This window comes from Kitasatospora sp. NPDC005856 (assembly GCF_040629945.1).
GTDB lineage: Bacteria > Actinomycetota > Actinomycetes > Streptomycetales > Streptomycetaceae > Kitasatospora.
This window is the reverse complement of the sequence record NZ_JBEXWT010000033.1, coordinates 17,474-39,592: the sequence shown is the minus strand read 5'-3', so window position 1 is coordinate 39,592 and position 22,119 is coordinate 17,474. Positions and strand designations below refer to the sequence as shown.

The window sequence follows — 22,119 nt, the reverse complement described above, 5'->3', positions numbered from 1 at the left end:
GCAGCCGCCGGCGGATCCGCCCCTCCTCTCACACCAGATGACCGCCGCCACCGACCGGTGCGGCGGGGACAAGGACGACCACCATGGGTTCCGCCTCCAAGCAGTCCAACAAGCCCGGCGGCAAGCAGGGCGGCCTCGACCGCCGTGCCCGGATAGCCGAGCTGCGCGCCGCCGAGCAGCGCCGCGACCGGCGCAACAAGATCGTCGCCTCGGTGGCGGCCGGCGTGCTGGTGATCGGTGCGATCGCCACCGGCACCTGGATCGTCATGGACCAGAACCAGAAGAAGAAGGACAAGGAGACCGCCGCCAACGCGGACATCCCGGGCGTGAAGACCTTCGGCGAGCTGAGCCGCACCCACGTCAAGGACAAGGTCACCTACGCGATGACCCCGCCGGTCGGCGGCGACCACAACGCGATCTGGTCGGACTGCATGGCCCACGTCTACGACCAGCCGCTCGAGAACGAGCACGCCGTCCACTCGCTGGAGCACGGCGCGGTCTGGGTGACGTACAACGGCAAGGCCACCCCCGACGACATCAAGATCCTCTCCGACAAGGTCAAGAAGACCCCGTACTCGATGATGAGCCCGTACCCGGACGAGCAGGGCACCATCACCCTGAACGCCTGGAGCACCCAGCTGACCGTGGACAGCGCCAGCGACCCGCGGGTGGAGCAGTTCTTCACCAAGTACGTCCAGGGCAAGCAGACCCAGGAGCCGGGCGCCTCCTGCACCATGGGGCAGATGTGACCGCCGACGGGCACGCCGTGGCGAACACCGACGCGAGCACCGACGCGGACGCCGCGACGGACGGAGTCGAGGACACCGGGGCCCCGCGCCGCCGCCGCATGTGGTGGCCGGCCGCGCTGGCCGCCGCCGTGGCGCTGGCGCTCGGGGTGCCAGCCCTGGTGGCGAGCGGGACCTCGGCGTCCGGCTCGTCCACGCTGTCCGTCCCGGCGGACGACTCCCCCGAGGCCGGGTTCGCCCGCGACATGGCGACCCACCACCAGCAGGCGGTGGACCTGTCCTTCGTCGTCCGGGACCGCACCGCCGACGGGCCGACCCGCACCCTGGCCTTCGACATCATCAACACCCAGGCCAACCAGCGCGGGATGATGATGGGTTGGCTCGACCAGTGGGGGCTCTCCCAGCACTCGACCGCCACGCCGATGGCGTGGATGAAGATGGGCCACGACTACCAGGCCCACGACGGTTCGCTGATGCCCGGCATGGCCACCAACACCCAGATCGCGAAGCTGCGCACGCTCAGCGGGCGGGACGCCGAGGTGTACTACCTCCAGCTGATGATCGAGCACCACAAGGGCGGCGTCGAGATGGCCCAGGGCTACGTCGACAAGGCCCGGAACGAGGCCGAGGAGCGGCTCGCGCAGTCGATGGTGGTCGCCCAGACCTCCGAGCTGCAGCTGATGACCGACATGCTCAAGGAGCGCGGCGCCGAACCCGGCGTGCCCGCCTCCTGAGCGCTCGTTCCGCGGGCTCGCACTGCGGGGTCCACGTGTCCCGTCGTGTCCGGTCGTGTCCGGTCGTGTCCGGTCGTGTCCCACGTGTTCCGTGAGTCCCGCGTGTTTCCCCGGACGGCCGGGGCGCCGGCGGAGACGGTCCCGTACCGTCCCCGCCGCGCCCCGGCCGTCCGCCGTCCGCCGTCCGCCGCTCCCCCTCCCTCCACCCCTCCGGAGAACGCCCGCATGACCCCCGACGCCCCCTGGCTGATCGCCGGACTGGGCAACCCCGGCCCGTGGTTCCGGCTCACCCGGCACAACGTGGGCTTCCTGGCCGTGGACCGGCTGGCCGAACGGCACGGCGCCCGGTTCCGCCGGCGCGGGATCGCCACCCTGGTGGCCGAGATCGGGCTCCACGGCCACCGGGTACTGCTGGCCAAGCCGCTGTGGTGGTCCATCAACCTGTCCGGGCGCCCGGTGGCCGCACTGCTGCGCCGCCACGGCGTCCCGGTCGAGCGGCTGGTGGTGGTGCAGGACGACCTGGGCTTCTCCTTCGGCTCCGCCCGGCTCAAGCGCGGCGGCGGTCCCGGGGGCCACAACGGGGTGCGCTCGGTGGGCGAGGCGCTCGGCACCCGGGACTTCGTCCGGCTGCGGTTCGGCATCGGACGTCCACCGAAGGGCCAGAGCGTCGGGGACTTCGTGCTGGAGCGGTTCTCGGAGGAGGAACTGGCCGCCATGCCGGGCGAGTTGGACCGGTGCGCGGATGCCCTGGAGACGCTGGTGGGGCGCGGCCTGAACCGTGCCCAGGACGCCCTGAACGCGCCGAAGGCCCCCAACGCCCCTACGGGCGCGTAGCGGGAGGCCCTGCGGGCCTCAGGATCGGGCGCCTCGGGCGGGCCGGGTGAGCAGTGCGGCGGCCGCCGCGACCGCGGCGAGGACGAACAGCACCGTCCGCCCACCGTCCTCGGCGCCCGCCAGATGGACGCCGAGGACGGACAGCGCCATGCCGAGCGCCGTGCCGAGACTGCGGGCCATGTTCACCATGCCACCGCCGACCGCCGAGCACTGCGCCGGTATCGCCCGCATCACCAGCGCGTTGTTGGCGGGCAGCAGCAGGCCCAGCCCGTAACCGGCGATCAGCAGCGGGAGCGCCGCCGCGTCCGAAGCCGGCAGCAGGGCGAACAGCAGCAGCCCGCCGGCCGCGAGCAGCGCACCGCAGCGGCACCTGGTCACGTCCGACCAGCCCCGGGGCAGCAGCCCGCCACCGACCGTCGCGGCGAACGCGAACGCGGCGGGCAGCAGGGTGATCACCAGGCCCGCGTGGGCCGTCGACACCCCGGCACCGGTGAGCAGCACCGGGCCCAGCACCAGCGGGCAGAACAGCAGCAGGTAGCCGATCAGCGCCACCACCAGGCCTGAGCGCACGCCTGGGGTGTTGACCAGCCCGGGCGCCAGGATCGGCCGGGCGGCCCGCCGTTCCTGGCGCACCAGCGCCAGGCTCAGGACGGCGGAGGCGAGCAGCAGGGCGGCCACCGCCCAGCCGGGCAGGGGCAGGCCGGAGGCGGTGGACAGGGCGAGCAGCAGCGAGGTGGTCGCCCCGGTGAGCAGCAGCAGGCCGGGCAGGTCGAAGCGGGCGGCCTCGCGGGTCCCGGTCCGACGGGTCCCGGTCCCGCGGGACTCGGCCCGGCCGGAGTTGTAGCCGGTTTCCCGGCCCGCGGAGCTCGCGGGGCGGGGGCCCGGTACGGCGGCCGGGGCGCCGGCCACCCGGGTGCGGGGCAGCAGGAACCAGCCGGCCAGGATGCCGAACAACGCGATCGGCACGTTGACCCAGAACACCCAGCGCCACGAGGCGTGTTCGACCAGCAGCCCGCCGAGGCTGGGACCGAGCGCCAGGCCGAGGCCCTGGGCGGAGGCCTGGATGCCGAGCGCGCGCCGCATCGCGTGCTCGGGGACGCCCCGCGCGACCAGGGCGACGCTGTTGGCCTGCATCATGGCGGCGCCCACCGCCTGGACGGCGCGGCACCCGACCAGGGCCCAGAGGCCGCCGGCGAATCCGGCGCCGAGCGAGGAGAGGCCGAAGACCGCGAAGCCGCCGATGTACATCGTCTTGCGGCCGACCAGGTCCGACAGCCAGCCGATCGGGGCCAACAGGGCGACCAGGACCAGCAGGTAGGCGAGGGCGACCCACTCGACGGCGGCGAAGCTCGCGTCGAAGTGGCGGCCGAGGGCGGGGAAGACCAGCGCGATGACACTGGCGTCCAGCTGGCCGAGGAAGGCTCCGAGACAGACCGTGCCGACGGCGAGCCAGTGGGCGTGGGGCCAGCCGGCTATGCCACGCGGCCGGGGCCGCTCGGTGAGCAGCCGCGTGGCGAGGACGGTGGCGTTCATGGATACGAATATATCGGATACAGATATGTTCTCTCTACGAGCAGCTCGTCCTACGACAGGATGCGTCCCACGGTGCGGACGGTGCCGGACGGACACCTGCGGCGAGGCCTGCAGCAGAGCCTCGGGAGGGCCGCGGGAGAGCTCCGGGAGAGCTGGCGGGAGAGGTGCTGGAGAGCTCTGGGAAGAGCCGCAACAAGCGCGCCCCCGGGGACCGGTTCGCCGACGAACCTGCCGGCGAACCGGGCGCCCGACCGCTCCGTACCAGGCGATACGCTGTCCGCCATGCCGTCGTCACCACACGTTCCCGACCCCGCCACCGGAAGCCCCGACCCGGCGGTCGAGCACGCCCGGCAGCTGACCGACACCGTCACCCGGCTGCGCCGCGCGCTGCGCAGCAGCATCCGCACCGACTACCCGTGGGAGTCCCTGCCGATGGCGCAGGTCGAGCTCCTGCAGACGCTGGCCGCCGCACCGCTGCGGGTCGGCGAGCTGGCCGCGCGGCAGCGGCTCGCACCCAACACCGTCAGCGGACTGGTCGGGAAGCTGCTCGACGCCGGCTTCGTGGACCGCCAAGCCGACCCCGGCGACCGCCGCACCGCCCGGATCGCCCTCACCCCGGCGGGCCGGCGGCAGCTGGACGACTGGCAGCACGCTCACGAGCGCCGCATCGCCACCGCGCTCGGCACCCTCGACCCGGCCGACCGCGCGGCCGTCATCGACGCCCTGCCGGGACTGGAGCAGCTCGCCCGCGCCCTCGCCCAGCCGGGCGCCGGACCCGAGCAGGGGCCCGCGGCCGGGTGAAAACCGCTGGCCGCCGGGCCGCCCCGGCGCTACCGTCCCCGGCATGACCACCGCAGAGGTACGGATCGAGCCCTGGACCGACGACGACCTCACGCTGCTGCGCCGGGTCAACACTCCGGAGATGAAGAAGCACGTCGGCGGGCCCGAGAGCGCGGAGCAGCTGCTCGTACGGCACCGGCGCTACCTGGACTTCGTCCCCTCCGGGCTCGGCTGCATGTACCGGATCGTGCTGCTGCCCGAAGGCGAGGCGGTCGGAACGGTCGGGTACGGCACCCGGACGTGGGAGGGCCGGACCGTCCACGAGATGGGGTGGAACGTGCTGCCCGGCTTCCAGGGGCGGGGCATCGCGGTCGCCGCGACCCGCGCGGCGGTCGAGGCCGCCCGCCGTGAGGCCGCCCACCCCCACCTCCACGCCTTCCCCTCGGTGGACAACCCCGCCTCCAACGCGGTCTGCGCGAAGGCCGGGTTCACGCTGCTCGGCGAGACGGACTTCGAGTTCCCGCCCGGACGGTTCATGCGCAGCAACAACTGGCGAGTGGAACTGCGGAGTTGAGCGTTCGGCGCACGGTCGTTCGGCGCACGGTCGTTCGGCGTTCGGCGTTCGGCGTTCGGCGCACGGTCGTTCGGTGCTCGGAGGTTTCGCGGGCCCCGGCGGTCAGAACAGGGTGCCGCTCTCCAGATCCAGCAGCCAGCGCTTGCGGTCCACGCCGGCGGCGAAGCCGGTGAGCGCGCCGCTTGCACCGAGCACCCGGTGGCAGGGACGGACGATCAGCAGCGGATTGGCGCCCACCGCGCCGCCCACGGCCCGGACCATGCGCGGTTCCTGCCCGGCCAGCTCGGCGAGTTCGCCGTAGGTGACGGTCGTGCCGTACGGGATCTCGTCCAGCGCCGCCCAGATCCGGCGGCGGAACTCGGTGCCCTCGGGCGCGAGCGGGAGGTCGAAACCGGTGCGCTTGCCGGCGAAGTAGTCGGTCAGTTGGGCCACGGGCTCGGCGAGGGCCTCCGGGTCGAGCACCCAGTCGTCGGCGGGCTCGGCCAGCGCGTACTTCTGGCCGGGTGCGGTGACGGTGGCCAGCGCGGCCGGTCCGCCCTCCTCGGGCAGCACCCCGCTGAGCAGCAACTGGCCGAAGGGGCTCTCCATGGTGGTGTAGACGGTGGTGCTCATGCTCGTTCGTTCTCCGTTCCGGTACTGCTGTCGCTGTCGCTGCCGCCGCTGCTGGTGGTGCCGGTGCCGCTGATGGTGTTGTCGGTGTTCGTGGGGCCGGCGCCCGAGGGGCCGGTGCTCACGGGGCCTGCCCACAGTCGGTGGACGGCGTAGGAGCGCCACGGGGCCCAAGCCTCGGCGGCGCGGGCGGCGGACTTCGGGTCCCCGGCCGCGCCGAGACGGAGCAGACCGTGCTTGACGCCCACGTCGCTCGGGAGGAAGACGTCGGGGTCGGCCAGCGCCCGCATCCGCAGGTAGCCGACCGTCCAGGGGCCGATGCCGGGCAGGTCCAGCAGGCCGGCCGCAGCCTCCTCCCGGTCGACCCCGCTGTCGAGCCGGACCACGCCCTCGGCCAGCGCGGCGCACAGGCCGGTGAGCGCGCGGCGGCGGGCGACGGGCATCGCGAAGTCCTCCGGGTCGGCGGTGGCCAGGGCAGCCGCGGTCGGGAAGAGCAGACGCAGGCCGCCGCTGGGCTCGGGCAGCGCGGTGCCGTATTTCTCGGCGAGCCGTCCCGCCAGCGTACGGGCGGCGGCGACGCTGATCTGCTGGCCGAGGACGGCGCGGACGGCGAGCTCGTGCGGGTCCACGTGGCCGGGCGAGCGCAGGCCGGGGCGCTCGCGGACCAGCGGGCCGAGCAGCGGGTCCGCGCCGAGCTGCTCGTCGACCGCGAGCGGGTCGGCGTCCAGGTCGAACAGGTTGCGCAGGCGCTGGACGGCGGTCGGCAGGTCGCGCAGGTCGGCGAGCAGTAGGCGGCAGTCGAGCCAGCCGCGGGTGGGCGGCTCGCCCGGTGCCAGGCCGTCGACCTCGGCGATGCCGTGGCCGTACGGGAGCACGAGGGTGCGACGGTACACGCGCACACCGGGACGCGCGCCGGGGACGACCTCCTCCACGCCGGGGACGGCACGCAGGGCGAGGAAGTCGATCAGGTGCTCGCTGTCGAGCGCGCCGCGGTAGGCGAGGCGCAGGGTGAGGCCGCCGGCCGGGGTCGCGGTGCGGCGGCCGGCGACGACCTCGGCGCGCAGGCCGCTGGGGGTGCGGTCGTAGACCTCGCGCACGGTGTCGTTGAACTGGCGGACGGAGGCGAAGCCGGCCGCGAACGCGACGTCGGTGACCGGGAGTTCGGTGGTCTGGAGGAGCAGGCGGGCGGTCTGCGCGCGGCGGGCGCGGGCCAGCGCGATCGGGCCGGCGCCGAGCTCGGCGGTCAGCTGGCGCTGCAGCTGGCGAGCGCTGTAGCCGAGACGGCCGGCCAGGCCGGCGACGCCCTCGCGGTCCACCACGCCGTCGCCGATCAGGCGCATCGCCCGGCCGACCAGGTCGGCGCGGTGGTTCCACTCGGGCGAGCCCGGCACGGAGTCGGGGCGGCAGCGGCGGCAGGCGCGGAAGCCCGCTCCCTGGGCGGCAGCGGCGCTGGGGTAGAAGACGCAGTTGACGCGCTTCGGGGTCACGGCCGGGCAGCTCGGACGGCAATAGATGCCAGTGGAGGTGACCGCCGTGAAGAAGACCCCGTCGAAGCGGGCGTCGCGGCTGTCCACGGCTCGGTACCGGATGTCGTCGTCGATCACGCTGTCCAGTTTGCGGCACTGGGCAGGGGGTGACTGGCGGGAATCGGACATCGCCATTGATCGCTGCTTCGGGGGCCTCCCCCTCCCCCTCCCCCCACCGCCCACCACAGGGTGGGGTGTCGACCCATGGATCACCACTCACACCCGGTGACCCACGGCCCACCACCTCCGGCCCGCGCCCAAGCACCGGGCACCAAGCACCGGGCACCAAGCACCGGGCACCAAGCACCGGGCACCAGGCACATGGCCCTCGCGCCGCAGGCCCATCGCGCCGGGCCGCGGCCCGAAATTCGCGAGCTCGCCGGACGTCCCGCCGTTACTCTCGCGGCATGAGCGAACAACAGCCCTACTCCGGCCCGGACGACCCGCGCGTCGTCGCCCTGCCTCCGGCGGAGTTCGCGTTCCCCGGCCCGCTGCGGGACCAGTTGGTCGCCGCGATCCTCGACGGCGCCAAGACCAGCACCACCGGCCTGGTCGCCGACTACGAGCACGAGGGCGAGCCCCTGCCGGTGCCCGGTGAGCGCTCCGCGGTCCTCGACTCGGACGGCCGTAGGGTCGCCGTGATCGAGACCACGGACGTCCGGGTGGTCCCGCTCGCGGAGGTCGACCTCCAGCACGCCCTGGACGAGGGCGAGGGGTGCACCAGCGTGGCCGAGTGGCGCGCGGTGCACGAGCGGTTCTGGCGCAGCCCGGAGATTCTCGACGCCCTCGATGACCCGGATTTCACCGTGGACGACAGCACGCCGGTGGTTCTGCAGCGCTTCCGGGTGACCGCGGACCTCCGCTGAGCCGGGCGGGCCCGGCGGAGGTCCGCAGAGGCCGGCCGGCGGCCGTTGCGCGGCGGCCGGTCGGCGCCAGGGCTCAGCGCTTCACCGGACCTCCCGCGGCTCGCATCGACTTGGTGATCGTCTTCCACTTCTTCAGCCGCGCCTTGGCCACCCGGGCGTCGGTGCGCGAGGCGATCCAGTCGTTCTCGCGCTGCAGCTTGAGGTAGCTGTCCATCCGGCGCTGCGGCAGTGTGCCGTCGGCCAGCGCCGCCTGCACCGCGCAGCCGGGCTCGGTGTGGTGGCCGCAGTCCTGGAAGCGGCACTCCTCGGCCAGCTCGGCTATGTCGGCGAAGGCCAGGTCCACGCCCTCGCCACCGTAGAGGCCGACCTCGCGCAGCCCGGGGGTGTCGATCAGCACACCCCCGCCGGGCAGCGGGATCATTTCGCGGGTGGTCGTGGTGTGGCGGCCCTTCTGGTCGACCGCGCGGGCCTCCTGGACGGTCATCACCAGCGAGCCGACCAGCGCGTTGGTGAGCGTGGACTTGCCGACACCGGACTGGCCGATCACCGCGGTGGTGCCGGGGGTGCAGGCGCGGAGCACGTCCATGCCCTCGCCGGTCTCGGCACTCACCACGAGCACCGTGACCCCGGGGGCGACCGCCTCGACGTCGGACCGGATGAAGTCGGCGTCGTCGACGAGGTCGGCCTTGGTGAGGACGACCAGGGGATCGGCTCCGGACTCCCAGGCCAGGGCGAGGAAGCGCTCGATCCGCCCGAGGTCGGGGTCGGTCGCGAGCGAGGAGGCGATCAGCACGGTGTCGACGTTGGCGGCGAGCACCTGGCCGTCGGAGCGCTTGCCGGCCACCTTGCGGATGATCGCGGTGGAGCGCGGCAGCAGCGCGGCGACGGAGGCCATCGGCTGGGCGTCCAGGTCGACGGCCGCCCAGTCGCCCGTGCACGGGCAGTTGATCATGTCGGCGTCGCCCACCGGCCGGGTGTCGAACCGGAGGGTGCGCGGCTCGCCCGTCTCCGGGTCGGCGATCACGGCGTCGCACTGGCCGCGGTCGACCCGGACGATCCGGGCCGGGACCAGCCCGGCCTCGTCGAACGGGGTGAAGAGTTCCGCGAGCTCGGCCGTCCAGCCGTAGCCGGTCAGCGCGGAGGCGTCAGCGGAGAACGAAGAGGAAGAGGAGGAAGAGAACGACGGAACGGAGGCAGCGTTGAACAACGCAGTGGCCCTTCGGGAGGAGATGGTCCCGGCGGGCTACGGCTGGCGCGAAGGGCTCAGCCGGCGGCCGGGAAAAGGAGGTGAACGCGAGTGCTGCCCTGGGCAGCTATCGGGGCGACAACGACCACGGGGTTCACCTCCTGCTCTCTACTCCTCGGGCGGCCCAATGGCCCCCGAACCGGACGTGTCACACGCTAGCGAAGCGGGGGATTGTGGCCAACCTGTTTTTGACCTGCGGCTCGAACCGCAGGCTTTTGGCGTCCGTACTGTCCGTCCAGTCCGGCAAACGTCCAGGTCAGAGCCATATGCTTCGGACGGCTCTAGAGGGCCCGTGACACAGGTGTGACATGGCGCGGGTGTCACCACGCACCTGCCACAGGTCACCAGGAGCTCGGCAAGGGCCGTGTCGGCCCACAACGACTTCGTGAGCATCAAGGCGCGAAGCGCCCGCTTAGTGGACTCTGGTGCCCCCACAGGGGGCTTTGGTGGAGGCGCGGGAGCCAGGCAAGGGGTCGAGTCTCGGGCAGCGCCCGCGCCACACGGTGAGCCTAACCCAACTGCCACCTGCGTCTTTCGTTCTTACCACCTAGCCCGTAGTGCTTTTCCTGGCACCTCTTTTAGTTGCGCTTTTATCCTTGGCCCCTTGGTGCATCTCCATCTTATTTTCCCAATTGACTTATCTCATAGTTTTTGGTATAAGCAAATGTGGAGAATTCATTCTCCAGTTCTTTGAAAACGTATCTAGTCAACTCAAGTGAGGGCGCGAAGGCATGATGGTTTGTCATTTCTGCAAGAAGCCAGTTCGTTGGTGGCAGGGAAAGGCCACCATTGTGGGCAATCGGATAAAGCCCTGGCAGCGACACTCAGGCCCGGTCCTTCATTACTGGTGTTCCGTCAGGAGCGGCTGGTGTGATTATCCGCCGGAAGCAGACATGTAGGACGGCCACCGAGGTGCAAAGCTGAGCCCTTCAGCTCAGCGGTATGCCCAAGAGCACGGGGCAATTCTGCAACGGGCCTGAGGCAAACAACCAACTCATTGAGAGGAGGTGAATAGCTTGAACTACAAGCGTCTTACCATAGTCCTCGGTATTCTCGCCTACTACTTCTTGTGGGTGGCGCTCTTCGCATTCGTCATTGATACAGGGCCCGTTTTCGGGCCCTGCTGGATCACCGGATTCTTTCTGACTCTGGGTTCTGTCATGGCTTATTGCATGGTCGCGGTGATCGGCTGGTTGATCGGAATCGGCTTTCGCGGCCTTTGGCGCTGGCTCCATCACCGCTAGGAGGTGAAACGAAACAGACACACCGTCCCTCACCGAGAGGAGGTGAAAACCATGACTCCTGAGGAAGCTCAAAGCCGGCTCAAGCGAGCCGAGACGCAATGGCGCGAAGCTGAGAGGAAGCACGAGGAAGCCGAAAGACGGCTTCACGAAGCCGCCGAACAGTACTTCGAAACCCAGGGCGGTGACGAAGCCGCCGATCAGTGGATCGAAGCCGGCAGGCATCATGTCGAAACAGACAACCAGCTTGCCGTAGCCGAAAGCCAGTACTGGCACGCTTTCGCTGAGCTCAAGGCCAGCGAGCAGTAGTTCAACCAACCCTCTTTTTTGAGAGGAGGTGAAATACCATGGCAAATCCTGATCATGTCGCGAGGGCGCTGGCTGGATTCAAAAGGCTTCGTGACGTAGACCTTTCTGGAGCGGACCTTCGTGGGGCAAACCTTTCTGGAGCAGACCTCCATTGGGCTGACCTTCGTGGGGCAAACCTTTCTGGAGCGGACCTGCGTTGGGCAGAGCTCAATTTCGCAACCCTCGAACAGGCTGACCTTCGTGGGGCAAACCTCCGTAGGGCAGAGCTCTATCAAACCTACCTTCGTGAGGCGGACCTTCGCGGGGCAAAGTTCCGTTGGACAAGGCTCTATGACACGGACTTTCGCGGGGCAAAGCTGAGCCCGCATGGCTTGCGCTATGCCCGAAGGCACGGGGGAATCCTGTAACGACCAACCCAACTCACGGAGAGGAGGTGAAATACCATGACTCCTGAGGAAACCGAGGAAGAACTGCGGCGGGAACGCTGTTGGCGTATTGCCTACATCATTCTGCTCGTTGTTCTGTGCTTGGAGATGGCGTTTGCCATCTATTCGTACAACTGCGTGGGCGCTGCAATCCTTGCTATCGCCTTCGCCGTGCTGCTCTGGGGAATGCGCCGTGCGCGCCGCTACCGTAAGCAGCTTGAGAAGGTCATCGCTTCTCGCGATGACCTTTCCTGACAACTAGATACACAACAGAACAACAGGAGTCCACGTAGGACTGGCTTGAGCATTTTGCGCTCACTACCAGCACTTGCGGGGCTTTTTCTATAAATGGGGGTCTTTGGATGTGAAAACACGATGTGCTTTATTAAGCGCGCACCTGGCTAACAAGCCGCTTCACAACCTATGACCCCCTTTTTCGTGGTTTCGTTTCAGCGGCCGGACGTCAGCCGAGCTGGGGACCACTCGACCCGTCCAGCGGGCGTGGAGCATCAACGTGTCTGCGATTGCTTGTGCGGTCCGGGCGTTGCACCCGCCGAGGTAGACGTAGCCGCCCTCCCGCAATCCCTGAACCTCGGGGCCGCGTCCAGCGAGGGCAGGCCCGGCAGGGTATTTCAGAGCCCAACCGAGGGAAGAATTCACCTGAATGACCCCTCCAATCTTCCCTGTTGCGGACGGCACTGCCAGGATTTATAATTGAACGGCCCCGCTTTGGGGTAACCATGGGGGAGCGAAACGAAGGCGATTTCAGTCGCCAAGACAAGCCCAGAGAGAATGGCAACAAACTTCACATCTCAGTGAAGGTGACTATCGTGGTATTCGATGCGTTTGAAAATCCGAAGGACCCGCGCGCTGATCCGCAACAGCCAGAGGCATCGGAAGTAGCATCTCCCGCCATCACTTCTCCGGAGGAACAGTCGACACAGGACGCTGAGCGACCTGCCAAGAAGCGGATCACCATTCCCTCTCCTGATGAGGAAAGGTGGACCCAAGAGAGGAAGGATCGAATTAACAACCTTATTAGAGAATCAGGCGTGAGGCCTGATAGCATATGGTATAACCGCCCAAGAAGAGAGGATATTGGCCACGTCCCGACAGGCGGAGACTTCTTTAAAGGCCTTCGGGTCATACGCTAATCCCGAGCTTGGGGCAGACTCCCGAGTGGGGGTCTTTTTTGTTTGTAATCCCCCTTACAGCTTTTGCTGCCCCTGATGCCTATAATCCAGCTTCCTATGACAGAACGGAGCGAATCATTCGATCAAGAGGCAGTTGCCAAAGCGCTAGGCGCTAGGCCGCAGGAAGTCGTAGACCCGGCCTTTGGCCAGGGCCATCACTTCCAGGTGCAAGGGGACAACAGCTTCCTAAGCTTGGATACCTTTCCTGACAGCGGGGTCTCCCGCATCACCACCAAGGGAGCCCGGATCGAGCTGTTCGGCGGTACGCTGCCGAGTGTGGAAGAGGAAGGCATCGTCTTCTTACAGAAGGATGCCGACCACGAGCATTCAACTGTCTCGCTTCATCCAGACGGTGCGATCACCATGGGGTACCAGGTCGACACCGGACCCCTTGCCGTACCGGGACTACCTGATACCGATGCCAGCGAGCAGGCCGGACAGGAACCAGCCACCGAAGCTTCACCTGCGGCCAAGCCGCCGGAGAAGGCTGCTGACAACCTCAACCGCATGCCCGGTGCCTTCCCTGATGTTCGACCCATGATCCACCAGGTCGGTGAACCGCCGCAGCCAAGCGAGCCGGAGCACCCCCTTGAGCGCGCTGCCCGGGTCAGACCAGAGGATGCCCCTCCCAAGCAGCAGGACGGGCAGACCCACGAGGCCGCGGAGGCCGAGCCCGAGCGGGTCAAGCTCACCGGCCGGATTGGCAGAACGCCTACGACTCGTGAGACCGCCGGCGGCAAGCTGGTTGCCAAGTTCCCCCTTGCCTTGCACAACGAGGATGGCACCACCACCTGGCGCGATGTTCTCGCCTTCAACGAGCGGGCAGCTGCTCTTGCGAAGCGGGTTGAGGCCGGCGAGCTGAAGAAGGGGAGCGAGATCGATGTCGTGGGTTATCCCCATGAGCGCCAGTACACAGGCCGGGACGGCACACCAAAGACCGCGCAGGAGATTTACTCAGTCGCAATTACCAAGCGCTGACCATCCGAGATGCCGCGCCGTACGTCACCATGCAAGAACGTCACCAATTTCCAGAACCCATCAATCACGAGCCCAAGACCAAGGAGCGCTACCGTCAGCTCTTTGATGCCCTCGCCGCCGAGGTCTGCCTTCACCATGCCGAGCACTACCGGCAGAACGAGGATGGGACAACGACTCGGGTGACCTCCTACCAGTCGTTTGCCACCGAGGAGAACATCAAGCAAACTGCCGCTCTTCGTGTCCTCGGAGTCCTGGCCGGCCTCAAAGAGGCCGTCCCTCCGTTTGTCGCCGGGTTTCGCTCCCAAGACGATTTTCCCTCTTACACCTTTGTGCATCTGACCTACGAGGAGACGTTGCCAGGGCCAGGCACGGGGAGGAGCGATAGTGAAACCTTTCCTTGACGCCAACGTGTCAAATGTGAGAAAAAAGTAATATGGGGGAAGAATCCGCAGAATCATTACCACAAGACAAGGAGCGACTTTTACCCAAGAAGAAGTCCATAACTGCCGGGACGGTTCTTTCGAATGAAACATTCTTACTACGCCCGGAAGGTGCCCAGAACTCTCAGGAGACCCAAAAACTTCCAGAGCCAGCCGCTCCTGGCAACCACGAAATGCGCCGAGACTTTCAGATTCGCAAGGTAGCGCATGAGCGCGGCATCTCGCTTGAGGCATACAGCAAAGAGCCTGCCGTGCAAGCCTTGGTCACGGTGATCAAAGATACCCAGGACCTTGCCCTCAACTTCACGTATCCAAGGTCAACCTATGTTGAGCAAGATATGGGGGACCACTCATTGGCTGATCGTTACCACGCTTCCGCGCGTCTGCTGAACGCCGGAGCCTTGGCCATACTCGATGAGGGCTTTCCCAAGCAGATGTGGGATCACTCAGTTTATAAAGTTGGCCTAACACTCTCAGGTACGCTTCACCAGTATGGTCTTGAAATCACCAAGTCTTCTGAGCCCAACGCCTACCATAACCTTCCCGAAGTAGTCCATTCGCCTCCAGATGGTGCATGGCATGACCCCCAGGCGGCTGACAATTTGAGGCCGCCCAGCGGTGACCATGCTTGGTGGAATTCTCGCCTAGACCCTGATGATCTATATGACCACCCTGAGTTTCCAACGGATCCCATTCTCCCCGAGGAGAAGCAGGAATGGCTTCAGCGCTGCCATCAGGAATCGCAGCGTCTTGGATTGCCAGAGGAGAACATGGAGGACCCTCGGGTAATTCACTTCCTTGCCCAACTCAGTGACGCCCGCCGGCTGCTTGACGAACAGAACAAATGTCGCGAAATCACCTCACAGCCCGAAGGTCTCTCTTCCTCCGTTCGCGATCGCATCACCGCGGCAAGTCATATAACCCAAGCGGTGATCATGATGTTGGAGGACGGAGTGGGAACCAAACCGCCGCTCTCACCGGTCGATCTTGCACGTGAGCTCAATCAAGCAACCAAGCCCTACGGATGGCAGGTCAGCCTCGGTGACGACAGGCCTCAGGTTGAACAGCAGCGTGAAGCGAAGGGACTTCAGGCGTAGGGTTGACAGAGAGGGCGCGTTCTCGACCTGGAGGAAATATGCCTCCCGATTTTCTTCTTGGTAAAGACCCCACTGGCCGGCCCGTGTACCTGCCGGATGCCATCCGCGAGGAACACGTGACCATCATTGGGGCAACCGGTACAGGTAAGACCACGCTTCTCCAACGGCTCATCCTCGATGATGTCCAGGCCGGCGTCTCGTGCATCGTTATAGACGCGCACGGTGATATCACTCGTAACGTATTGGCCAGAGTTCCACCGTCTGCACTGGATAGGATGTACCTGCTTGAGGTCTGGGAGGATCGACCCTTTGGGTTAAATCTGCTTGAAGTTCCCGATCGTTCGCAACGGACGATTGACCTTATCGCCCCGGAGGTTGTACTCGTACTCAAGCGAATGTTCGAAGGAGAAACCCTCTATCCGCAGCTCGATCATGATCTTCAGCTTCTCGTTCACACGCTTCTTGCCAACGAGGGATGTACCCTCGCCGAGGTGCTGCTCCTTTTGGGCGAGGACCGTGAAATGCGGGCGCGCCTAACCCGCAGGCTTAAGAGCCAGGCCTTTATAGATTCATGGCGCGATTACGAAGCGCTCAGTACCCGCGAGCGTCTCGCTCGTAACGGTCCGCTTCGCAACAGGTTTAACTCCTTCCTTGGTTCCGAGACCATGCGTAGCATCATTGGTCAATCTCAAACCACCGTGCCACTCAAGGAATTTCTGGATACTCCTGGGCAAGTGCTCTTTATTAGTCTTCCTGTCGGTGGCAGCGGGTCCGAGCGGGAAAGCAGGTTTCTCGGAGGCCTCTTTGTTTGCTTGCTTGCTCGTCTTGTTCTCAATCGAGCTGAGATGCTGCAAAAGCAGCAGATTCCAAATCGGGCACACCTATATCTCGATGAGTACGGCAGGTATGCAACGCCGACAACCGCTCTGTTCTTTGGTGAAACCCGAAAATATAACTTCGGCTTGACGGTTGCCCATCAGTCTCGCTTTGATGTTAAAAATACTGGAAACGAGAATGCGGAGCTTCAGGCTGCCACACTGATTTGCTTTAGCCCTACCAGCGGAGATGATGCCCGGGAGCTGGCGGACGCGATGCACGTTACTCCTCGCCCAGCCAAAGAACCGCCACGAGCGATTGCCATGAACCCCGTGCAACAACTCCTCGAAGGTAAGCATGAATCCCGGGCCATACAGGACTTGGCGAGGAAGGTGTTTGCTTCTTGTCAAGACGCGACCGTGGTCGATTCCTATGCGTTTCGCAAACAGGAGGGTGCGCAGCTCATATCCAAGCTTCTCATTGACGTGATGAAACATGATGTTTCGTTGCAGTCTTCGGAGTTTTTTAGTCGAGCAGCAGACATTGCATATGCCTTCAGAGATGCGCTTAATCTGCCCTGGGCCGCCTCCGTGTGGATTTCCGAGCCATGGAACGAGTGGTTGCAAGAACTCTTCCGCCGCATTGCATCGGGAGACCCGCGGCCTCTTAACGATCCGTCCTCTCTCCTCAGGATTCAAGACGAATACCGCGCAGATATAGGGAAAATCGGCAACGCGCTGGACATACATCTTTCCAAGCTCACTGCGTACCGCGAGATGGGCGAAGCTGGATACGCGTTCTTTAAGGATTTTTACGAGCTCTGCCAACTCTTGTCAGAGCAACCTCTCTACACTGCTATTCCTGGCCATGGTGGCCAGCCAACTCAGTCGATAACCGATGCGCAGGCCGAGTTGGCCAACAACATCAAGGGCTTGCTGCCGCGCCACGCCTACGTGAGACTACGGACCCATCGCGAGGTACAGGTATCTCACGTAGAACTTCTCGCGATCGAGGAGGAAGAACAGGAGCGCAGGGAGAGGGCAATTCGAATCAGCGAAAAGCTTGGAGGTGCCGATCCGGAGTACTTTGCTCGCCAGGGCGCTGGCGACTGGGCGCCCGGTCCGGAGCACTACCAAAAGCAGCAGGAGTTTCAAGACGCGATCCTTGGGCTCATCCGCTCAACGCAGGCTCCCACCTCCGAAAGCATCTTGCAACGCGTGCGCGAGCGTAGCCGCGAGCGCTTCGGGACTCCCCGGGACGAGGTCGAGGCCCAAATCAGGCAGCGTCAGGAACGCTTGGTTCGCTCCCGGTCCCAAAGGCCGGCCTCCCCGTCACCCGAGGCGGAAGCGTCCCAGGAGCAGGCCACGGCCGAGAAACCTTCCGATCAGACCGTCCAAGAGCCCCCTCCTATCGGGAGGAGGTCTCCGAAGAGGAAGTGATCGACTTCTCTTACGGGAGTCTTACGGCCTTGGGGGTGTATCTCTCACGCCGTTTTGCGAAAGTGGTTGCTCGATGAATGGCCTTTCTACCAATCAGCACACCAAGTCCGTGAGAATCGGCGAGGTAGACGAGCAAATCCTCCGTGCCGTCAACCAGTTCCACTACATGACCGCGGGCCAGGTTGCCCGCCTTCTCTATCCCAACCAGCACGATGACAACCGGTACGCCCAGCGCCGCCTTCGCCGCCTTGTTGAATCGGGATACCTTCTCAGGCTCCGCGAGCTTCCGACCCCCCAGGTCGGCTCCGCTCCCCACGTCTTCACCCTGGCCGACAAAGGCCGGCGGTTCCTTATGGCCCGGGGAGCCAGACTCACCAGTGCCTACTACCGCCCGTCCGAGGAACGTGCCAAGGCCCGGGACAACCCCTTCATGGAACACACCCTCGCCGCGGTCGATGTCCTCGTGTCCGCCGAGCTTCTCAACCGACAGCACCCCCTTGTATCCATGCCTCGGCTGTTCACCGAGCGCCAGCTCAAGCGCGAGGCCGTACGCGTCCAGCCGGCCGGTGATCCCCAGGCCCGGCCGGTAGCTGTCATCCCCGATGCGTGGTTCGAGCTGGCCGTGGCCGGCGAGCCCGTGTACGTAGCCCTGGAGCTTGACCGCGGCACCGAGGAGCAGAAGTACTGGCGCCGCAAGGTCGCCGCCCTCACGGCCTGGGCCCTGGGTCCCTACCGGCAAATCTTCGATGCCGATAACCTCACCGTGGCGACCGTGGTTCCCACCACCACCCGCAGGAGGCAACTCTGCTCCTGGACGACCCAGGAGCTGCAAGGCATCGGCCAGCCGGCCCTTAGTGACGTCTTCCTGTTCACCGAGACCTCACCACGTGCGGTATCCCCGGAAGCCTTCTTCTTCGGGGCCCTGTGGTTCCCCGCCGACCGGCCCCAGCCAGTCAGCCTGCTCGATCTGCCAGAGGAGGGGCAGAGCTGAACTCGCCTTTGCCATGGGCTGGTTCAGATGGCAGCGACTGCCACGCATACCGCTTGGGACCTACCACACCTGCCACCTGATACCCCGTACCCTCTCCCTACCCAGCGATGAAGCCCAAGTCCACACCCACGTGCTGGGCAAGACCGGCTCAGGCAAGAGCTATTTCCTGGCCTCGCTCTTTCTCTCCCTGCACCGCGCCGGGATGCCTGTCACCCTCATTGATCCTCACGGCGACTTGGCCCGTCTCGTCCTCGCCCACCTGGTGGCCGAAGGCGACCTCACCACCCCGCACCAGCGCCAGGCCCTCATGTACCTGGACATCCCCCGGGCCGCCGCCGAGGGCAGGTACCTGCCGTTTAACTACCTGCGTCAGCCCTATGACGATCACGCGATGGCCGAGCATGTTGCCGAGGCAGCACGGCGTGCCTGGCCCGAGCTGGCCCACGGCGCCCCGACCTTCGAGAACATCCTCAAACACTCCGTGATCGCGCTTCGCCAAGCAGGCCTGCCCCTCACCAAGCTCTCTGATCTTCTGGTCGACCCCGTTCTCCGAACCACCGTCCTGGCCCGGGTCACCGACCCCCAGGTGATCCGCTTCTTCCGGATGCGCATGGACCAGTGGGGACGCGAGGCCCCGCTGATGAAGGAGTCGACCCTCAACCGGGCCGACCTGCTCACCCTCTCCCCGGTGCTGCGCTACGCCCTGGGCCACGAGCGAAACGCTCTCGACTTCCGAAGGATCATCGACTCAGGGACCTCGGTGATCATCAACCTGGCCCTCCCCTCCCCCGATGTCCGCCGGCTCTTCGGCTGCCTGCTCACCGTTGGCATGGAGGCAGCGGCCTTAAGCCGGGCCAACTTGGGGACAATCGTTCCGCGGCGCTCACACCACCTCATCCTCGATGAGTTCTCCCAGTTCATGGCCCAGAGCGAAGAAGCCCTCACCCGGATGCTGTCGGAGACCCGCAAGTACAACCTGTTCTGCGTCATGGCCCACCAGAACTGGAGCCAGGCCTCCGACCGACTCAAGGGCGCACTTCAGAACGTGGGGCTTGAGGTCATCCTCAAAGCCGGCCGGCCTGACGCCGAGTACTCAGCCCGGATGTTCGGCACCGTCAACCCGGACGAGGTCAAGCACACCGTCTCCAACGAGCAGGCCGAGGAGCGCACGCACCCCACGTACTACCCCCTCCAGGAGCAGTGGGAGCGACAGGTCCAGTCGGTGCAGCAGCTCCAGGTGGGAGAGGCTTACATCCGTCTTCCCAACGACCAGGTCCGCAAGGTCCGAACGCCAACCCTTCCCGGCCTTAACGTCTCCCCCGCCACGGTTGCCGGGGTTGAGGACTACTACCTTCACCGGTACTTCGAAGCACCCCCCGCTCGTGTTTCCACCCTTAAAGCCAAGAACAACACGACCGCCCTTATCCGGCGGCGCAGGCCCCCGAGACACACCAGCCGGACGATCCTCTACCGCTCCTCTTCAGCAAGGCCCAGAAGTTTGAAATAGCCGCCTTTTTGCCCGTTGATTCAGACAGGGCCAATTTGTTATAAATAGAACAACCTATGTTTAGCGAAGAACAAATAAATCAACTCAAGGAAGTATTTGCGCCTCTTCAGCGCCAGATCGAGAATCTACGCAAAGGGCAGGAAGACATCCGGGTTGATGTTGAGACTATCAAGCGCGGATTAGGGCAGGCTCGTTTTAGCTTGACGAAGATCGAGCTGAGGCAAGAGAAGACCGAAGAAAGGCTCAAGGACCTCCAAGAAGAATCACGCAAAGAGCATGGGGACCTTGGTCAAAACCTTGCGCACATTGGAGAGGAGATTCAGAGGCTTCAGCATGTTAAAGATGCTCATCAAGACCAGCGCATCGCTCGCCTTGAACAGCACCTCAATTTGACACCCCTGGACTAAACATCATCGGTGATTGACTTTATGGCGCGGATTTTGTTATAAGGAATTATGAAATATCTTCATTCCGATCCAGAAATATACGGCGGCGAGGCGGTGGTCATTAAAGGTACTCGCATTCCAATCGATGTGATTCTTTGGCGCATGAAGGACGGCTACTCGCTGGATCGCATTCATGAAATGTACAACTGGGTGGAGAGGGCCACTCTTGAGGGGGCAATCAGCGAGGCCCTTGATGCCGCTCTAAACGTTCTACCCTCCCTGGCATCACAACACCAGCATGCCTAAGACCTTCTATAAACATAAGCTCCTTCTCGATGAGCAACTACCTGGTCGCCGCGAATTCCCTCGCACCAACAGACACTTTGACGTGAAACACGTAGTTCAGAATCTTCGGCAAGCCGGTGCGTCCGATTTCCATGTCTACCAACTGGCAACAGCCCTCGATCGAATCTTGGTCACCAAGAACGTCAAGGACTTTAAGCCCTTGCTCACTGCAATTGGTGGATCAGGGGTCATAGGGATTCCCCCCCATTGGAAATCGCCTCGTACCGACTCCACGCTTACAGCGCTACTGATGAGGCACGGCCCCGCTCACTTCACCGGCAAGTATGTGGCACTCGGAGAGGTACCGGACGCATAGCACTCGGACCTGTCTTCCTTACCCCTGACCAGCTTTCCCTTTTCCTTCCTTAATTGGCGGCTCTTCCGGGCAGTGCAGCGGGTCAAGGCTCCGAAGGACCCCGAAGGGGCTTGGCCTTGACGCGGTGGGCGGGCCGGAACATCATTCGCCAGAAGGAAGAAAAGAGCTCATAGTTTTACCGATTCACGCATCTGCTCGCTTTAGCTTCAGCTTGCAATTTTCCCCATTGACTTATCTCATAGTTTTTGGTATAAGCAAATGTGGAGAATTTATTCTCCAGTTCTTTGAAAACGTATCTAGTTTGAGAAGAGGTGAAATTAATGTCACCCTTTCTGAAGCGGGCATTGCTGGTTTGCTTCTCACCCCTTATTGGCTTGGGATGGTTGCTACTAGTTCTACTGATTTGCGCCGGCTGGGTAATTTGGCAGGTGCTGCTCATAGTTTGCTGCATTCTAGTAGGGCTTATTACTTTGACTGGCATCCCGTACATTGTCACGGGACGTTTTGGGGCTCTTTGGTCGTGGTGCTCGCAGCTACCTGACGGCACATCTGCAACTCCCGGCGAGACCTCCTAATGAGTTTTTATCACTAAGCTGTGAGGAGTACGGGTCCAACCCAACACTGACCATTTCTCACCGAGAGGAGGTGAAAACCATGACTCCTGAGGAAGCCAAGGAAGAACTGCGGCGGGAACGCCGTTGGCGGATTGTCTACATCATTCTGCTCGTTTTTGTGTGCTTGGAGATGGCGCTTGCCATCTATTTGCACGACTGCGTGTGGACGGTAATCTTTGCCATCTGCGTTGGTGTGCTGCTCTGGGGAATGCGCCGTATGCGCCGGTACTGTAAGCAGCTTGAGAAGGACATCGCTTCTCGCGATGACCTTTCCTGACAACTAGATACACAACAGAACAACAGGAGTCCACGTAGGACTGGCTTGAGCATTTGCGCTCATGACTAGCGCCTGCGGGGCTTTTTCTATAAATGGGGGTCTATGGATGTGAGAAAACGATGTGCTTTATTAAGCGCGCACCTGGCTACCAAGCCGCTTCACAACCTACAGACCCCCTTTTTCTTGCCCCATAGCACTGCTGTATGACCACCCGGCATGTCGCAGAATCAAAATTCTGCACCCTCTTTTCATGCCTGTAAGGCGCCGTCCAGGCCCATATCAAGCCCATAGCAAATC

Annotated in this window: 24 protein-coding genes; 19 read left to right on the top strand and 5 right to left on the bottom strand. The window is 64.5% G+C overall.

Features of this window, described 5'->3' with window-relative positions:
• Positions 1 to 83 precede the first annotated feature (83 nt).
• From ABZ449_RS21035 to pth, 3 genes are all read left to right on the top strand, one after another.
• Entirely contained in the window at positions 84 to 749 is a 666-nt protein-coding gene (locus ABZ449_RS21035; RefSeq protein ID WP_360347775.1) for a DUF3105 domain-containing protein, read from the top strand.
• Complete coding sequence (locus ABZ449_RS21030; protein WP_360347772.1) at positions 746 to 1,480, top strand: DUF305 domain-containing protein; 735 nt, start codon at positions 746 to 748, stop codon at positions 1,478 to 1,480. Before ABZ449_RS21035 ends, ABZ449_RS21030 begins: the two co-directional genes overlap by 4 nt.
• 225 nt (positions 1,481 to 1,705) lie before the next feature.
• On the top strand, positions 1,706 to 2,314 hold the full coding sequence (gene pth, locus ABZ449_RS21025; protein WP_360347769.1) for an aminoacyl-tRNA hydrolase: 609 nt from the start codon (positions 1,706 to 1,708) through the stop codon (positions 2,312 to 2,314).
• 18 nt (positions 2,315 to 2,332) lie between these two features.
• Here the strand turns inward: pth and ABZ449_RS21020 are convergent, their stop codons facing one another.
• Complete coding sequence (locus ABZ449_RS21020; protein ID WP_360347767.1) at positions 2,333 to 3,847, bottom strand: MFS transporter; 1,515 nt, start codon at positions 3,845 to 3,847, stop codon at positions 2,333 to 2,335.
• Between the two features lie 282 nt (positions 3,848 to 4,129).
• Here ABZ449_RS21020 and ABZ449_RS21015 point away from each other — a divergent pair, with 282 nt between their 5' ends.
• Together ABZ449_RS21015 and ABZ449_RS21010 are read left to right on the top strand one after the other, a co-directional pair.
• Positions 4,130 to 4,648 (top strand): MarR family winged helix-turn-helix transcriptional regulator, encoded by a 519-nt coding sequence (locus tag ABZ449_RS21015; RefSeq protein WP_360347765.1) that lies wholly within the window; start codon positions 4,130 to 4,132, stop codon positions 4,646 to 4,648.
• A 43-nt stretch (positions 4,649 to 4,691) separates the two neighbouring features.
• The gene (locus ABZ449_RS21010) at positions 4,692 to 5,201 is read left to right on the top strand and encodes a GNAT family N-acetyltransferase (protein ID WP_360347762.1); all 510 of its coding nucleotides are present in this window, start codon (positions 4,692 to 4,694) and stop codon (positions 5,199 to 5,201) included.
• A 102-nt stretch (positions 5,202 to 5,303) separates the two neighbouring features.
• Here the strand turns inward: ABZ449_RS21010 and ABZ449_RS21005 are convergent, their stop codons facing one another.
• Together ABZ449_RS21005 and ABZ449_RS21000 are read right to left on the bottom strand one after the other, a co-directional pair.
• Positions 5,304 to 5,813: a methylated-DNA--[protein]-cysteine S-methyltransferase gene (locus ABZ449_RS21005; RefSeq protein ID WP_360347759.1), complete on the bottom strand. Its 510-nt coding sequence runs from the start codon at positions 5,811 to 5,813 to the stop codon at positions 5,304 to 5,306.
• Entirely contained in the window at positions 5,810 to 7,465 is a 1,656-nt protein-coding gene (locus ABZ449_RS21000; protein WP_360347894.1) for an AlkA N-terminal domain-containing protein, read from the bottom strand. Before ABZ449_RS21000 ends, ABZ449_RS21005 begins: the two co-directional genes overlap by 4 nt.
• A gap of 278 nt (positions 7,466 to 7,743) precedes the next feature.
• Here ABZ449_RS21000 and ABZ449_RS20995 point away from each other — a divergent pair, with 278 nt between their 5' ends.
• The gene (locus ABZ449_RS20995) at positions 7,744 to 8,202 is read left to right on the top strand and encodes an ASCH domain-containing protein (protein ID WP_360347757.1); all 459 of its coding nucleotides are present in this window, start codon (positions 7,744 to 7,746) and stop codon (positions 8,200 to 8,202) included.
• A 73-nt stretch (positions 8,203 to 8,275) separates the two neighbouring features.
• On the opposite strand, the gene rsgA is transcribed toward ABZ449_RS20995, so the two are convergent.
• Positions 8,276 to 9,409: a ribosome small subunit-dependent GTPase A gene (gene rsgA / locus ABZ449_RS20990; RefSeq protein WP_360347754.1), complete on the bottom strand. Its 1,134-nt coding sequence runs from the start codon at positions 9,407 to 9,409 to the stop codon at positions 8,276 to 8,278.
• 968 nt (positions 9,410 to 10,377) lie between these two features.
• Complete coding sequence (locus ABZ449_RS20985; protein ID WP_360347752.1) at positions 10,378 to 11,043, bottom strand: hypothetical protein; 666 nt, start codon at positions 11,041 to 11,043, stop codon at positions 10,378 to 10,380.
• Between ABZ449_RS20985 and ABZ449_RS20980 the strand changes: the two genes are divergently transcribed.
• The 13 genes from ABZ449_RS20980 to ABZ449_RS20920 all read left to right on the top strand — a co-directional run bounded on the left by ABZ449_RS20980 (position 11,037) and on the right by ABZ449_RS20920 (position 21,822).
• Positions 11,037 to 11,405: a pentapeptide repeat-containing protein gene (locus ABZ449_RS20980; protein WP_360347749.1), complete on the top strand. Its 369-nt coding sequence runs from the start codon at positions 11,037 to 11,039 to the stop codon at positions 11,403 to 11,405. The genes ABZ449_RS20985 and ABZ449_RS20980 overlap by 7 nt on opposite strands.
• 36 nt (positions 11,406 to 11,441) lie before the next feature.
• Positions 11,442 to 11,678 (top strand): hypothetical protein, encoded by a 237-nt coding sequence (locus ABZ449_RS20975; protein ID WP_360347746.1) that lies wholly within the window; start codon positions 11,442 to 11,444, stop codon positions 11,676 to 11,678.
• Positions 11,679 to 12,673: 995 nt separating this feature from the next.
• Positions 12,674 to 13,594: a single-stranded DNA-binding protein gene (locus tag ABZ449_RS20970; protein WP_360347744.1), complete on the top strand. Its 921-nt coding sequence runs from the start codon at positions 12,674 to 12,676 to the stop codon at positions 13,592 to 13,594.
• A 29-nt stretch (positions 13,595 to 13,623) separates the two neighbouring features.
• On the top strand, positions 13,624 to 13,995 hold the full coding sequence (locus tag ABZ449_RS20965; RefSeq protein WP_360347742.1) for a hypothetical protein: 372 nt from the start codon (positions 13,624 to 13,626) through the stop codon (positions 13,993 to 13,995).
• A gap of 32 nt (positions 13,996 to 14,027) precedes the next feature.
• Complete coding sequence (locus ABZ449_RS20960) at positions 14,028 to 15,131, top strand: hypothetical protein (protein WP_360347740.1); 1,104 nt, start codon at positions 14,028 to 14,030, stop codon at positions 15,129 to 15,131.
• Positions 15,132 to 15,169: 38 nt separating this feature from the next.
• Positions 15,170 to 17,386, top strand: coding sequence for a helicase HerA-like domain-containing protein (locus tag ABZ449_RS20955; protein ID WP_360347737.1), 2,217 nt, complete (start codon positions 15,170 to 15,172; stop codon positions 17,384 to 17,386).
• Between the two features lie 109 nt (positions 17,387 to 17,495).
• Positions 17,496 to 18,377 (top strand): replication-relaxation family protein, encoded by an 882-nt coding sequence (locus ABZ449_RS20950; protein WP_360347735.1) that lies wholly within the window; start codon positions 17,496 to 17,498, stop codon positions 18,375 to 18,377.
• 13 nt (positions 18,378 to 18,390) lie between these two features.
• Positions 18,391 to 19,884 carry a DUF87 domain-containing protein gene (locus ABZ449_RS20945; RefSeq protein WP_360347732.1) on the top strand — a complete coding sequence of 498 codons (1,494 nt, stop codon included), beginning with the start codon at positions 18,391 to 18,393 and terminating at the stop codon, positions 19,882 to 19,884.
• 56 nt (positions 19,885 to 19,940) lie between these two features.
• Positions 19,941 to 20,291, top strand: a complete 351-nt coding sequence (locus tag ABZ449_RS20940) for a hypothetical protein (protein WP_360347729.1) — start codon at positions 19,941 to 19,943, stop codon at positions 20,289 to 20,291.
• A 48-nt stretch (positions 20,292 to 20,339) separates the two neighbouring features.
• The gene (locus ABZ449_RS20935) at positions 20,340 to 20,576 is read left to right on the top strand and encodes a DUF433 domain-containing protein (RefSeq protein WP_360347726.1); all 237 of its coding nucleotides are present in this window, start codon (positions 20,340 to 20,342) and stop codon (positions 20,574 to 20,576) included.
• On the top strand, positions 20,569 to 20,931 hold the full coding sequence (locus ABZ449_RS20930) for a DUF5615 family PIN-like protein (protein WP_360347724.1): 363 nt from the start codon (positions 20,569 to 20,571) through the stop codon (positions 20,929 to 20,931). Before ABZ449_RS20935 ends, ABZ449_RS20930 begins: the two co-directional genes overlap by 8 nt.
• A gap of 124 nt (positions 20,932 to 21,055) precedes the next feature.
• On the top strand, positions 21,056 to 21,472 hold the full coding sequence (locus ABZ449_RS20925; protein ID WP_360347722.1) for a hypothetical protein: 417 nt from the start codon (positions 21,056 to 21,058) through the stop codon (positions 21,470 to 21,472).
• A gap of 113 nt (positions 21,473 to 21,585) precedes the next feature.
• Entirely contained in the window at positions 21,586 to 21,822 is a 237-nt protein-coding gene (locus tag ABZ449_RS20920) for a hypothetical protein (RefSeq protein WP_360347719.1), read from the top strand.
• Positions 21,823 to 22,119 lie beyond the last annotated feature (297 nt).

Bases quoted from the DNA above. Each gene is read 5' to 3' on its own strand.
- ABZ449_RS20940 (WP_360347729.1), top strand. From the start codon at position 19,941: ATGTTTAGCGAAGAACAAATAAATCAACTCAAGGAAGTATTTGCGCCT.
- ABZ449_RS21020 (WP_360347767.1), bottom strand. From the start codon at position 3,847: ATGAACGCCACCGTCCTCGCCACGCGGCTGCTCACCGAGCGGCCCCGG.
- pth (WP_360347769.1), top strand. From the start codon at position 1,706: ATGACCCCCGACGCCCCCTGGCTGATCGCCGGACTGGGCAACCCCGGC.
- ABZ449_RS20935 (WP_360347726.1), top strand. From the start codon at position 20,340: ATGAAATATCTTCATTCCGATCCAGAAATATACGGCGGCGAGGCGGTG.
- ABZ449_RS20960 (WP_360347740.1), top strand. From the start codon at position 14,028: ATGGGGGAAGAATCCGCAGAATCATTACCACAAGACAAGGAGCGACTT.
- ABZ449_RS21005 (WP_360347759.1), bottom strand. From the start codon at position 5,813: ATGAGCACCACCGTCTACACCACCATGGAGAGCCCCTTCGGCCAGTTG.
- ABZ449_RS20955 (WP_360347737.1), top strand. From the start codon at position 15,170: ATGCCTCCCGATTTTCTTCTTGGTAAAGACCCCACTGGCCGGCCCGTG.
- ABZ449_RS20980 (WP_360347749.1), top strand. From the start codon at position 11,037: ATGGCAAATCCTGATCATGTCGCGAGGGCGCTGGCTGGATTCAAAAGG.
- ABZ449_RS20995 (WP_360347757.1), top strand. From the start codon at position 7,744: ATGAGCGAACAACAGCCCTACTCCGGCCCGGACGACCCGCGCGTCGTC.
- ABZ449_RS20965 (WP_360347742.1), top strand. From the start codon at position 13,624: ATGCAAGAACGTCACCAATTTCCAGAACCCATCAATCACGAGCCCAAG.
- ABZ449_RS20970 (WP_360347744.1), top strand. From the start codon at position 12,674: ATGACAGAACGGAGCGAATCATTCGATCAAGAGGCAGTTGCCAAAGCG.
- ABZ449_RS21035 (WP_360347775.1), top strand. From the start codon at position 84: ATGGGTTCCGCCTCCAAGCAGTCCAACAAGCCCGGCGGCAAGCAGGGC.
- ABZ449_RS20975 (WP_360347746.1), top strand. From the start codon at position 11,442: ATGACTCCTGAGGAAACCGAGGAAGAACTGCGGCGGGAACGCTGTTGG.
- ABZ449_RS20945 (WP_360347732.1), top strand. From the start codon at position 18,391: ATGGGCTGGTTCAGATGGCAGCGACTGCCACGCATACCGCTTGGGACC.
- ABZ449_RS21000 (WP_360347894.1), bottom strand. From the start codon at position 7,465: ATGTCCGATTCCCGCCAGTCACCCCCTGCCCAGTGCCGCAAACTGGAC.
- ABZ449_RS21010 (WP_360347762.1), top strand. From the start codon at position 4,692: ATGACCACCGCAGAGGTACGGATCGAGCCCTGGACCGACGACGACCTC.
- ABZ449_RS20930 (WP_360347724.1), top strand. From the start codon at position 20,569: ATGCCTAAGACCTTCTATAAACATAAGCTCCTTCTCGATGAGCAACTA.
- ABZ449_RS20920 (WP_360347719.1), top strand. From the start codon at position 21,586: ATGACTCCTGAGGAAGCCAAGGAAGAACTGCGGCGGGAACGCCGTTGG.
- ABZ449_RS21015 (WP_360347765.1), top strand. From the start codon at position 4,130: ATGCCGTCGTCACCACACGTTCCCGACCCCGCCACCGGAAGCCCCGAC.